We start from the raw sequence: 13,159 nt of genomic DNA on the forward strand, positions 1-13,159 counted from the left end.
AAGTACGGCTATTCCATGCTTTAAAGCTCCAGTCGCTCATTTCAAATTCCGTAATAAATTTGTATCTGATCAGAGTGCTGTAAAAAAGGATGGGAAGAAAAATTTCAGTTCTAACTGGGCAGTACACCTTGCCGTTCTTAGGTTCTGAACAAAGCCAATCAAATCCAGAGCGTGACACTAAAATCATCTTAGTAGTTTGCAATACAAAAGTTCTCCATCGTGCCCGGAACCTACCTCAACCCTTGACATACTTAGCTGAAATCTATACCAGTATACGGTGGGCTTGTTGAAGGTCAATACTCAGCTTGTATGTATCGGCAAGCGCAGACGTTCAAATTGTGGATAAAATAACTCTTTTGCCGATGCGCAAAGTGCAATGGAATTTGTGGTTCGAGCGCATAGAAGAAAAGGAGTAAGTCGCATTTATGTCATTGATGATTGTACAAATTTATTCAGTGCTCTCATTGCTTTTTTTGCCAATGCACTTTGAACAAAAATATGATCATGGTAATAACCAGCAACTACATTGGCACTAATTCCATGCTTGGCCAGCTTTGTTGAAACTGCTGCAGTCAACCCAACAGCATCAAGGCTTGAATGCACATTTAATATGATTTTTTTGAATGAGAATGGATAGGGAAGATCTTTTTCATCTGCCCGGTACCTGGGAATAATCAGTGTCAGCCCCTCAGGCTCTTGAATTGAGGCTACCGGTGCTAAGTCCGTGTGATTCCCGTATAGAGAATTCTCAAAAGTAAGAAATACAAACTCACCCCCCACTAGTTCTGGAGATATGGATGCCAGCAGTTTGGTTAACTTATTTTCTCCGTCCATAAAATGCTCGTTGTGCGTCTATTTATAGGGTAATTTCTTATTTTCAAGTAATGGCAAAGACCAGAAATTATTACTCTGTGCTTGCTCGATATCAAAAGGCATTTAAAGCTGATGTGGCTTACATTTAGCACCTCCTGTTGAGGGGGGTTAGCTAGTTTTTGGATAATAAATAAAAATCGCTTTCTCGAGTTAATGAAGCAACGCTTTATTCGATTAGGTATGCAGGTGAGCAATACGCAAATTTTTCAGCAGCCCTACACCTGTCAGAAGTGCGGATAACAATAAGTTGAAGGTGCCGAAATAGATCAGCCAGCGAAATTCTGGCAAGAACGCAACTCCAAAGAAACCGCCAGAGATTGAGACCGCTGCTATGGGTGCACTTACTCGTGACAGCCATTTCATAGAAGAGGACAACTTGGCAGAGTCAATTAAGATTTGCATGACTAAGGATAGTATTACCCAAACGCCGGCATGTGCATGTCCGGCACGCCAGAGGGCAAACTGCACTTCATCCAACGCAATGCCCTCGGCGCCAAAGCCAGATACACCTTGTGTAAGAATGCTCAGCAAGGTTATACCTCCATACATGATGGTTGGAATACTGAGCAGTATTATACCAGAAACAAGTTTAGCCTCTCGGGATAACTGCATAAATCAATCCTCGTTGTTTTTCTTAAAATTAGACATTGACTACGATTATAGTTGGTGAAAGGAGTGAGTATTATGGAGGTTAATTATTAGGATGCAAATTGGTACGCATACTATTATTTATTACTTCGAGTCAGTAGCTGATTTTATTTTTGTACAAAAGTGCTAGTTGAGGGCGTTGAGGCCAGGCTCTCATTCAGGCCCAATCATTCACTGATGGAATCTCGGTACAGGTTAGTTGAATCCTTGCCTAGTATTTGACTGAATCGTTCACTGCTGACCCTGTCAGATAAAGCATTAATTAGTTCACTCCGCAGCTACCACGGCAGGCTCTGACATCTCCACTAATAGTGTCGAAGAAGCTGTTCGCGCCGGATGATCCGACACATCCACTAGTAAAGCTGATATTCCCTGCGTATTAGCCATTGCCTTATCCTTGGGCTCATTTCGACAAAAATAGAACAGTGCTATTAAGGCATTTCTTGAAAGGTCAGCTTGCCTGAGCCACGGAGAAACACAGCGAGGTCAATACTGTGCGGCGTTGTCACATCCACGGCTTAATTCACGAAGTGATGGGAAAGAGGGAATATGAAAACTCACCGTCTATCTTTGGCACTGAATAGTGCTACACAGCCTTGTATTCCTATAAAATATTTATTGAATCTGCTGGCAAGGTAGGTCTCCAGGTCTTCCTTACAGTCTTCCGCATTGGAAAGGATGCCCTTCTTGTTGTAGATCGCCATGAGCTTCTTTGCCATGGTATTTTTGTGGACACCCTTTGACAAGATCGTAGAGCCAAAAACGGTGCCGGAATCGGAAAGTAAGGCACAGACATGGTCCATAGCCGAGAGTTTTTCTGTCAGCTTCCCAGGCAGGCAGTGGAACAAGTAATTCAGGGAGATGGTATCAAACTTGTCAGTTACAACGTGAATTTCATCAAGTACATTACAGTGGAACTGGAGAGGTCTGTACCGTGCAACGCGGGCAGCGGTAACCTCCAGGCTGTTCCGATTCAGATCCATTAATCCCAGCCGGATTGCAGTGGATGGAAAGTGGCATCTGTTCAGGAAATAACCGGTGCCAACGCCCACATCCAGGTGGTTTGCACTAATATGCTTGTTGAAATGCGCCAAAAGACGGGGTGTAGGGCACTGCCAGATAAAGCGATTGGATAAGCCCAAGACCCAAAGATCATACAGTCTCAGAACGGTTTTGGAATAAACCGCTTGCCCCAGTTCAACCTCTTTGGCAATGGCCATAGTGCCCCCTCTTATTCCAGGCCTATTTTTATATTTCTAGACAAGCCGCCCTGTGTTTGGAATTAGCCCTGCCTAATTGCTGTTGCAGTGTTGCGTAATGTTGGAAACGCCCGACACAGAGCAGGATATCAAAAGGAATTGGTCAGGCAAACCGCCTTTGCCTGGATAGGCGGCAAGTAAGTCACTTATTGTCACACATGGCCCAGGGCTGGATGAGTAGGGTAGTTGGTGCTTCCACAGCTATAAACAATAATAGCGATCACCAGGAAAAAGAAACAAAAATGCAAGGCAAGAGTTTTCTGATTTGTACCATCAACCCGGCCTATGGCGCCGGGTTGACTGCTTCTGGATGCCCATCTATCAATTGGAAAATATGGCTCTCATAGGGTGCCAGCTTCAGGTCGATCAGCTCTGCCTTTTGCCTGACAAACAGGTCCGCACTCCGGCCACTAATCTGGTCTAGCAGGCGGTATTGGCCCTGCTTTAAATGCCACTGATCCAGCAGTGCCTCTGGAAGTTGCAAACCGAATCTTGCAGCCGTATCGCCGAAGTTGGCCACCACCAGCAGCTTCTCTTCACCGTGCCAACGCGCAAAAGCAAATTGCTTGTCGCCATAGCCGGGGCTGTGTGCGCGGTTGTAATTGTGCAGGTCCATATACTGCCCGCGCAGCGCATTGCTGGCGGTGGAGAAGTTCAGCAGACGCTGGTAAAAAGTCCGCAGTGTCTTTTCCGTGTCTGTGAGCCGCGCTGTATCGAAGTTGCCGTTATTGTTCCAGCGGCGCACACTGGGGACCGACCAGTAATCAAAAATGGTGGTGCGGCTGGCCTTACCGAACCCTGCATCCCGGTTTGCCGGCTCCCCCAGTTCCTGGCCGAAATAGACCAGTGTGGGTGCGGGGGAGAGGGCGGTGGAAACCAGCATGGCCGGTTTACCCGCTTCCGCGCTACCGGCAAATTCCCCGCTGGCGATGCGCTGTTCATCATGGTTCTCCATAAAGCGCAGCAGATGGGCGGAGATGTCCTGCAGGCCGGCCTGGATTTCCGCGATTTTGTCGGTGCTGCCTGTTCCCTGTAACACTGCGCGGATGGCATCGTAGGTGCCGACTTTATCGTAGAGGAAATCCATTTTGCCCAGGTACAGGTAATCGCGATAGCGCGACGGGGTATAGATTTCCGCAAGCAGCAGGGCGTCTGGCTTGCGGGATTTAATCGAGGCGTTCAGGTAGCTCCAGAATTCCACCGGCACCATGCCGGCCATATCGTAGCGGAATCCGTCCACGCCAAAATCCAGCCAGTAGTGAACGACATCGCGGAACTTTTTCCAGGAGTCCGGTACTTCCAGGCCCGCCCAGAAGCGGGCGTGGGCGCGGTAGTCGCGCCTGGCATAGTCGGGCGGCAGCTCGGGAAAATGCTTGCTGCCATCCGGGCGTACGCCAAAATTGATCTTGACCGTCTCGTACCAGTCGTCGAACGCAGGTTGTGCGCTGCGCGCACCGTTACCGGTCCACTTGGCCGGGCTTTCGGGAAACAGCCCGTCCACCAGGGGATTGGCTTCCCCATTGAGAGGCCGGTAGTCGGTGTCGGCAACCGGCACGCGGAAGTCTTTGCCCACCACGTAATAGAAGTTGTTATTGCGCGCGTAGGTGACCTGGGTATTGTCGTCGGCACCGAAGTCGCGCACCCCCTGGGGCTTATGTAAAGACTGGTAGGCGCGGGCTACATGGTTGGGCACGATATCGATGATGACTTTGAGGCCAGCCGCGTGGCTGCGCTCAACCAGCGCGCGGAATTCCTGCAGGCGCGTTGCGGGGTTGTCGGCAAGGTCCGGGTTTACACTGTAGTAGTCCTTGATGGCATAGGGGGAGCCGGCACGACCCTTGACCACGTCCGGGTCGTCATTGCCGATTCCAAATGCGGTGTAGTCGCCTACCAGGGCGTGGTGCAGGACACCGGTATACCAGATATGGGTGGCGCCGAGCGTGCGTATTTCCCCCAATGCTTTTGGGGTAAAGTCGGAAAACTTGCCCACACCGTTTTCTGCGATGGTGCCCCAGGGCTTGTTGGTACCATTGGTGTTGCCAAAAAGACGCGGCAGCACCTGGTAGATGACTGCTTTATCCTGAGCGACCTCCCGGGGGGGGGCTATTTGCTCCGCAGGGTTTTTGTGGGCACAGCTCGCGGCACCCAGCAGGGCGGTGACGAGCAGCTTGGCAATCAACGGGAAATAGGTTTTCTTCATCTTGCCCTGATGTTGTTGGGTCTGTGGTTTTCAGCCGATGTTCAATACATTCCAGCCCGGATTAAGGATTTTTTACCCTCAACGTCAGCGGCGCCCTGTGCCAATCAAATTTTACCAGCAGTTGCTGTGCGCGTTTGTGGTACCAGGCTCCACGCTCCGCTTGGTTAAAGGCCTGTTCACCCTGGAGGAGTGGCAGATTCACTGTGCCAACTTCCACTACCGCCGGAGCCTGTTGCCAGTTGTGGATTTTCAGGGTGACTGTGCGGGATGCTGGCATCCCTGTGTAGCCGTCACCCTCGCGTTTAAAGGAAAAGGTGAGACCCCCGGCAATTCTATGGGCGGAAAAATGCAGTTTTTCGAATTTGCCTTGGGCAAAAGCGTTAGCGGTCTTGCCGTCGTCTTCATAGATATAGCGGCTGGAAACCGGAGCGGATGCGTGGGCGTAATAATCCAGGGTCAGGGATTTACTGGAGTAGTCACGGCTGGTGTTGATATCCCCGATTGTGGGAATAAAAGCCCCCGCCCGCACCAGCACCGGAATGGTGTCCAGGTCCACTGGCACCAGGGCCCGGTCACCGGAATAACGGGTGTCATTCCAGTAATCAAACCAGGTGCCGCCGGGGAGTGTTACTGCCACTGTAGCCACATCGGCTTCCACTACCGGGGCCACCAGAAAATCCTTGCCCCACAGGTAGGTGTCGTTGATATCGAACAGGGACGGGTCGTTTTCGTTTTCAAAGAACAGCGGGCGCATCAGCGGCATGCCTGTCCGGCTGTTTTCGAAGGCGAGGGTGTAGTTGTAAGGCAGCAGGCGATAGCGCAGTTTGATGTATTTGCGCAGAATATCGCGGGTGCGGCGGTCGTGGAAAACCGGTTCCGAAGGGATATGTTCCTGGGCGTGGGGACGGTATACCGGCTGGAACACGCCATATTGCAGCCAGCGGATATAGAGTTCGCGATCAAAGGTCTCACCGCCAGCAAAACCGCCCAGATCCGAATGGGTATAGCCGAATCCGAGCAGGCCCATCCCCAGTGCCAATTCCACTTGCGGTTGCAGGCCACCCCATTCCCGCGCTACATCGCCGGTCCAGGGGATCATGCCGTAGCGCTGGGAACCGGCGAAACCGGCGCGCATCATGATAAAGGGGCGGCGCTCGGGGTATTTTTCCGTTTGGCGCTCGTACAGTAGTTGCGCCCAGGTGTGGCCAAAGGCATTGTGGATCTCATCCGCCATGCCGATGGCGTGTACAGTGTCGGCAGGGTGCACTTCCGGCTCGCCCAGATCACCCCACCAGCCGGAAACCCCTTGTTCCAGCAGGCCGTCATAGATATTCCAGAACCAGTCGCGGCCGTCTTTGGAGAAGACATCGATCAGGCCGGTATTGCCAAAATAGAAATCAAAGCGCTTGGGACCGCCAGCCAGGTTTTTCGCCAGGGCATTGCCAGCCACCGCTTCCTGCCAGCGCGCAGAGGTGGACAAGACAAAGGGCTCGGTGACCAGGATGGTGTTGATCCCCTGCGCCTTCAGGTCGGCCATCATCTTTTCGGGCGCGGGGAAGGCTTTTTTGTCCCAGGCCAGGTTGCCCATATGGCCCTTGATGTCAGGGCCGAACCAATAGAGGTCCAACACCACCGCATCCAGGGGGAAGTTCTCTTCGCTGAATTTGTCCACAGTCGCGCGCACTTCTGCTTCACTGTGGTAACCAAAACGCGAGGCAAAGTTGCCCAGAGCCCAGCGCGGCGGCAGGGGTTGCCTGCCGGTGACATTCACGTAGTTTTCCAGAAGCTGTGGATAAGTGTCTCCGGCCACTACGATATAGGCGGTGCGCCCGGCGACCGCTTCAAATTGCAGGATGTTCTTCTCACTGGCACCCAGATCAAGGGTGCCAGTGGCGGAGTTGTCGAACAGTAGCAGGTACTTGTTGCTGGATACCACGGCCGGCAGGGAGAAATACATCTGGGGGGATTGTGTGGTGTAGCCGTAATGGGCGCGGTTATACAGCGGCAGGCGCTGCCCACGGCGGTCCATGCCCAGTACCCGCTCCCCGCCGCCGAGCAGTTTCTCGCCGGGTGTCAGCGCAAAACGGAATCCGCGCAGAGTATCAGTAGCGAAAAAGCCGCTCTCCTCACTCAAGAGCCGCTCTTGCCCGCGCAGGTATTCGATATGAAATGGCGCCTTGTGAATAACCGCGCTCAGGCTGCCATTGCGGTAGATGAGTTTGCCATCGTCTTCGCTGAGGGTTGCCCCGGGTTCTGTCTTCCTGTCGGCAGCGATGGCGAAAGAGGGCAGTTGTTTCAGGCCATCGCGACGGTAGTGAATTTCCAGGGCGGAGGGCCCCATCGGGGTCAGGGTAACCTCGCCATCGGTGAACTGGACAGTCAGTGCACCGTCGCTCTCCCAGTGGCCTTGGTAGTTTCTCTGTTCCTGGGCCAGAACCTGGATACACAGGCAGAGCGTGGCGGCGAGGGCGAGAAAGTGCTGGCATGAGAATATTGGGGTCATCGCGCGGAACTTCAGTTAACGATTCAACAGTCATTTTTGGGTGCCAGACCCCTATGGGGGTACACTGGCTCCAAGCCTATGCTAATGCGCTGCCTGAAGCCCGCATCCCCCCCGGTGGGGGAGGGAGCCCCGGAGTCCGTGTCAGAATGGCAAAATAAGCATAACGAGAGTTGCGGTAATCCCTATGGCCCCATCAGTGAGCAGCGCCTGCGCGCCCAAAGTTCAGCAGCCGCGCTTGCCCTTCTGGCAGGTGTGGAATCTCAGTCTCGGTTTCCTCGGGGTACAGTTCGGTTTTTCCCTGCAGAACGCCAATGCCAGCCGCATCCTCTCGGATCTGGGTGCGGACCTGCACGCCTTGTCTTTGTTCTGGATAGTGGCGCCCCTGATGGGGTTGATTGTACAGCCGATTGTCGGCTCCGCTTCGGATCGTACCTGGAGCCGCTTTGGCCGCCGCAACCCCTATATTCTGTTTGGGGCTGTGGCCGCGGCACTGGGGATGGCATTGATGCCCAATGCCGGCATTGTGGTTGCCCTGGTGGCGCCGATCCTGTTCGGTGCCGTGATGCTGGCACTGATGGATGCCGCCTTTAATGTCACCATGCAACCGTTTCGAGCCCTGGTGGCGGATATGGTGCCCTCCCAGCAGCGCACCCTGGGCTATTCGATCCAGTCGCTGCTGATCAATATTGGTGCGATCCTGGGCTCCATGTTGCCTTTTATTCTGACCAATGTCATTGGCCTGGAAAATACTTCGCGCGGCGGCGCAGTGGCGCCCTCGGTTGTGTGGGCTTTTTATATTGGCGCAACGGTACTGCTTGGCAGCGTGCTCTGGACCGTTGTGCGCACCAGAGAGTACCCGCCGAGCCAGTATAACGCCTACAAAGGCATTGAGGCCGAACAACTGCAACAGGAGGGGCAACAGCAGCGCTCCCTGGGGCAGCGCCTGGGGGGCTTTTGCCAGCTACTGATCAGGATGCCGCGTACCATGCGGCAACTGGCCCTGGTGCAGTTCTTCTCCTGGTTTGCCCTGTTTATCATGTGGGTCTACACCATGCCGGCCATCACCCAGCATGTGTGGGGTGTCGAGGCCAAGTGGTTTGATCCCGCTTATCTGGAAGCGGTTGGTGAGATCCCTGCACAGATCGCTGCGGCGAAAGGGGCAGCCGGTGACTGGGTGGGGATTATCTTCGCCGCTTATTCACTGTTTGCCGCCCTTTTTTCCCTGGTTCTGGCCCGGGTGGCACAGACCCTGGGGCGCAAGCGGACCTATTCTTTATCCCTGGCACTGGGAGGCCTGGGGTATATCGGTTTCCTGCTATGCCAGGGCGGTACGGCCATGCAGGTGGACCTGCTCATCACCCAGGTTTCGGTACCCAGCGGCGCCCTCGGCCTGCTGGTACCAATGGTGGGGGTGGGTATCGCCTGGGCAGCGATTTTGGCCATGCCCTATGCGATCCTGTCCGACTCCCTGCCGGCCAGTAAAACCGGTGTTTATATGGGTATTTTTAATTTCACCATCGCCGCACCGCAAATTGTCTCGGCGTTGGTTGCCGGTCTGGTTCTTAAAACAGTATTCCAGAACCAGGCGATTTATATCATCGTGTTGGCGGGAGTGAGCATGATACTCGCGGCACTGTCTGTATTTTTTGTGCGGGAATCACAGCCAGAGGCGCAGATACTGGGGGCAGGTGATGCTGGCTGAAACGACTGCCCATATCGGATTTTTCGTGACTTGTGTCATTTTCTCTATAGACAATGCCGGCACAACGGCTGCGGATTGTCCGTGTTTCAGCAGCCCACTGGACAGCAGCAAACCCCCATGGCCGCGCTGTTTTTGTTAACCGGTGCTTTTTTCACAACCGGAGTTTTTTGACAGGGAGGCACAGGTCTTCATAGACTGCCTTGAATCAAGATACCCAACCGCGCCCTATGCCTTTTTTCAACACGCTCGATTCGGCCCTGCAGGCCTTTGCCGGTTTTGTCTGGGGTCCGCCCCTGTTGGTACTCCTGCTCGGCGGTGGCCTGGCCTTACTGGTGTATTCCCGCGGCCGCCCCTATCGGCATCTGGGCCACAGTATCGGGTTGTTGAGCGGCCGCTACAACGATCCCGGTGATCCCGGCCAGGTTTCCCACAGCCAGGCCCTGTCCACTGCGCTTTCCGGTACTCTTGGGCTCGGTAATATTGCCGGCGTGGCGATTGCCATTACCATGGGTGGGCCCGGCGCTATTTTCTGGATGTGGGCTACCGCCCTGGTGGGGGTGGCGACCAAGTTCTATACCGCCACTCTGGCAGTGATGTTCCGCGGCCGCGATGCGCTTGGCGAATTACAGGGAGGCCCCATGTATGTCATCCGCGAGGGGCTGGGCCGGCGCTGGATGCCCCTGGGCGTGCTATTCGCGGTGGCGGGATTGTGCGGTATGTTGCCGGTATTCCAGTCCAACCAGACCACCCAGCTGTTGCGGGAGTCCTTTGCCGAGCCCCTGGGGTGGATCGCGCCGGGAGGATCATTGGCATTCGATTTCGCCATCGGCCTTTTGCTTGCCATCGCCTCCGCCTTTGTGATTGCCGGGCGTATACAGCGTATCGGTAAATTCTCAGTGCACATAGTACCCGGCATGGTGTTGTTTTACCTGGCGTTGACCCTGATTGTGATCGCCAGCTTCTGGGAGCGAGTGCCGGCGGCTTTTGCCCTGATTTTCACTGATGCCTTTAGTGGTCAGGCTGTCGCTGGCGGTGCCTTGGGTACGGTGATTACCATCGGCGTGAGTCGGGGGGCCTTTTCCAATGAAGCGGGGATCGGTACCGAGTCACTGGCTCACGGGGCGGCCAAAACCCGGGAACCGGTTCGCGAGGGGGTTGTCGCCATGCTGGGGCCCATCGTAGACACTCTGGTGGTGTGTACCTGTACGGCTTTGGTGATCCTGCTCACCGGTGTCTGGCAACAGGGTGAAGGGGTTGCTGGCGTGACCCTGACCGCCCAGGCATTTGCACAGGTGTTTGGCCGGTCTGGCCCCATTCTGCTGTTGATGATGGTTTTGCCCCTGGCGTTCAGTACGATTGTCACCTGCTGGTACTACGGTATGAAGTGCTATGTATTTTTATTTCGCGGGCACTGGCAGAACCTGTACACAGCGCTTTACATGATGCTGATTGTGCTCGGTGCGGTGGCCTCACTGAGTGCGGTAAACAGTATCATTATTGGCATGTATGCGGTAATGGCGGTTCCCACAATGCTGTCTACGCTGTTTCTGGCAAAGCATGTCAACCGTGCGGCCCACGACTACTTTACCCGCACTGACGCCATGCATCGGCCGCGCAGCGAAGAGTTGACCTCCCAATAACCTCCCACCCATAAAAAAGGCGGACCCTATGGTCCGCACCTTTTTATTTGTCAACCAAGATGGCAGCCGGGCGGATAGCCACAGACGCCTAATGGACTACGGAAACCCGCGTACCGACTCTGGCATGGCGATAGAAGACCTTCGCCATATGCCAGGGCAGGCGAATACAGCCGTGGGAGTCCGGATAGCCCGGTACCCGACCGGCATGCATGGTGACGGGGCCGTTAATCCGCATCATATAGTCCATGGAGGCACCGCGAAAAACAGAACCCCGGGGTTTGCGGTGGCGGCGCACGTCGACATTGCTGCGCATCACGTAGCCACGGCGGCTGATGTAGTGCCCGTACAGGTTGGAGCGGTGGCTGTATTTTTTCTCGGAAATACGGAAGTTGCCCGTGGGAGTCCTGTAACCGGCTTTGCCGGTGGAGACTGGAGACATGCCGGCCAGGCGCCTGCCCTTGTAAAAATAGGCCATCTGGTCACTGAGGTCGATTACAATCCGGGACGCGCCCGATATATGGGGACGGAACCACATATGGCCTCCATAGGCCGAGTGGGCGTGCCTGGCACCGTGGCGCAGATAGGGGTTGGAGTAATCGATTGCGGCTACCAATGGGCTTAGAACTGTCGATCCGATCAGTAACAGGGCTGCGACCAGGGAGGAGTTATTCAGCCGGGAAGACCGGTATTTCTGTCGGAGCGATCGATAGCCATGCAGTAAAGACTGGATTTTTTGCAGCGAAGGTTGGCTATGCATTACACACCTCTCTATTGCCAGTGGGCTGTGTAAACAACAGCAGATTGCAAACAGTACCGTCGCCAGACCTGGCGCAGGGAGACGCTCCCGCCTGTGCCGAAATCTGCCAACAGTCAGTGGTTCCCCAATGCAGATTGCCGTTGTACCCGGCATCGCCTGCAGGATGGGTTAGCAGCGGTTTTGCCACTGCAGGTCCAGTCGATATTAGGGTGGGGTATTTGGGACGATCACATCAAAAAGAAATAAGGGCAAAATTAGTTAGAGACTAATTGAAAGACTCAAATGGAAACTACAGTAAGAGCAGCGTTGAGCGGTGAATATCCGGTAGTCTTTGTGCTTGCTGGAATTAGGGGTGGTACATAGTGTGACGATTACTAAGCTGAAGCGATTCGGTGGCGCAAAGCTACCGTGGCTTTTTGACCGCGCATACTCATACCCTGAACTACAGGGGGCAATGCAATGGTAAAATGTGTTCGCAAAGCTTTCTGTGGATGAGGAAACAAGCTGTAATACTGGGATATAAAACAATATCTTTTCAGCTCAACGGCTACGTGTAATGCTACTATTGGCTCTATTTTGGAGTTTGAAAAATAAGGCGTTATAGACGATTGTTTTTAGGGGTTTTCTGATCCTGTTATTTTCTCTCCATTGCGACATCTTTTGAGAAAAAACTAATGCTGAACTTATAATTTGATGGATAAGATTTGATATTGGCGGTATAGGAATAATCTCTGTAATGCTGTGTAATTCACTTGTGTTTACGACGCTACTAAAAAATGATAAAAAATATTTCGTAACAAAATAAGCTTGTAGTGAGGAAGTGGTAGTGAACGGGTTGTTCCGTCGTCAAGCCATGGAAAAACAAGCAGGCCGATTGCACGGTGAGATTCTGCTCCTGCCATGCCTTTCCCTCATCACTAGTTTGTCATTGCTACTAGCCTAGGTGGGTGTGATTATTATTTGGCTTGCCAGCAGTCACTATGCCCGTAAGGAACGCGTGAGCGGTTGGCTGGAGCAGGTTTTTGGTAGTAAGTAACTTGGGGTAGATCGCCATTTTTCTGGATACTGATGTGATTTGTCAAAAGTCAGAGTTGCCCTGTATGGTTATTTGAAGGTCCTGACCGTTAAAAATTAACAGTGTATTGAGAACCGCTTCTAGATTTTAGATGTGTCTTATTGAGAACTATACTTTATAGTCGTCATGCGTTTCTTTATTTTCTTGGCTCAGCAGGCATCCAAATTATTTTTTGGCAAAACGTTCGGGTTGTTCTAAAACCCTTGTAACATTATACTTTCCTTGATCTTCTTTTATCTTTATGTGCATTATGTTGTTCTGGAGTCGAAGCAAGGCTGCCATCAATGATTTGTCCGGTCCTGGCCTTGTAACCACGGGTACTCAATTACAGGTCAAATTTCCTAAACAGGGTATCTATCAAGCCTGCAATGAAAAATCGCTCCTAGGATAGCTAATCGATTTCTGAATCCAATGACTTGTCCCAGCAATTGATTCCGAGGAAATAAAAGAAGCCATGGATGTCTGAGCTTTTAAACTCAAATTTGTCTACAATAAGTTGTAC

General features: G+C 53.0%; 8 protein-coding genes. 2 read left to right on the forward strand and 6 right to left on the reverse strand.

The features are described from left to right. Positions 1–423: 423 nt before the first annotated feature. The 5 genes from M8T91_RS02355 to M8T91_RS02375 all read right to left on the reverse strand — a co-directional run bounded on the left by M8T91_RS02355 (position 424) and on the right by M8T91_RS02375 (position 7,483). Positions 424–834, reverse strand: a complete 411-nt coding sequence (locus M8T91_RS02355) for an ACT domain-containing protein (protein WP_301416446.1) — start codon at positions 832–834, stop codon at positions 424–426. Positions 835–1,047: 213 nt separating this feature from the next. Then, positions 1,048–1,485: a hypothetical protein gene (locus M8T91_RS02360; RefSeq protein ID WP_301416447.1), complete on the reverse strand. Its 438-nt coding sequence runs from the start codon at positions 1,483–1,485 to the stop codon at positions 1,048–1,050. 593 nt (positions 1,486–2,078) lie between these two features. Continuing rightward, a complete protein-coding gene (locus tag M8T91_RS02365) occupies positions 2,079–2,741 on the reverse strand; it encodes a class I SAM-dependent methyltransferase (RefSeq protein WP_301416449.1) in 663 nt (220 codons plus the stop codon). Between the two features lie 322 nt (positions 2,742–3,063). Further along, the gene (locus M8T91_RS02370) at positions 3,064–4,980 is read right to left on the reverse strand and encodes an alpha-amylase family glycosyl hydrolase (protein WP_301416451.1); all 1,917 of its coding nucleotides are present in this window, start codon (positions 4,978–4,980) and stop codon (positions 3,064–3,066) included. A 61-nt stretch (positions 4,981–5,041) separates the two neighbouring features. Next, positions 5,042–7,483, reverse strand: a complete 2,442-nt coding sequence (locus M8T91_RS02375; protein WP_301416453.1) for a glycoside hydrolase family 31 protein — start codon at positions 7,481–7,483, stop codon at positions 5,042–5,044. A gap of 184 nt (positions 7,484–7,667) precedes the next feature. On the opposite strand from M8T91_RS02375, the gene M8T91_RS02380 reads away from it, so the two are divergent. Together M8T91_RS02380 and M8T91_RS02385 are read left to right on the forward strand one after the other, a co-directional pair. Next, a complete protein-coding gene (locus M8T91_RS02380; RefSeq protein WP_301416455.1) occupies positions 7,668–9,185 on the forward strand; it encodes an MFS transporter in 1,518 nt (505 codons plus the stop codon). Between the two features lie 227 nt (positions 9,186–9,412). Then, positions 9,413–10,825: an alanine/glycine:cation symporter family protein gene (locus M8T91_RS02385; RefSeq protein ID WP_301416457.1), complete on the forward strand. Its 1,413-nt coding sequence runs from the start codon at positions 9,413–9,415 to the stop codon at positions 10,823–10,825. Positions 10,826–10,913: 88 nt separating this feature from the next. On the opposite strand, the gene M8T91_RS02390 is transcribed toward M8T91_RS02385, so the two are convergent. Continuing rightward, entirely contained in the window at positions 10,914–11,582 is a 669-nt protein-coding gene (locus tag M8T91_RS02390; RefSeq protein ID WP_301416459.1) for a L,D-transpeptidase family protein, read from the reverse strand. Positions 11,583–13,159 lie beyond the last annotated feature (1,577 nt).

The sequence above is a fragment of the Microbulbifer sp. MI-G genome (genome assembly GCF_030440425.1).
In the GTDB taxonomy this organism is placed as follows: Bacteria; Pseudomonadota; Gammaproteobacteria; order Pseudomonadales; family Cellvibrionaceae; genus Microbulbifer; species Microbulbifer spongiae.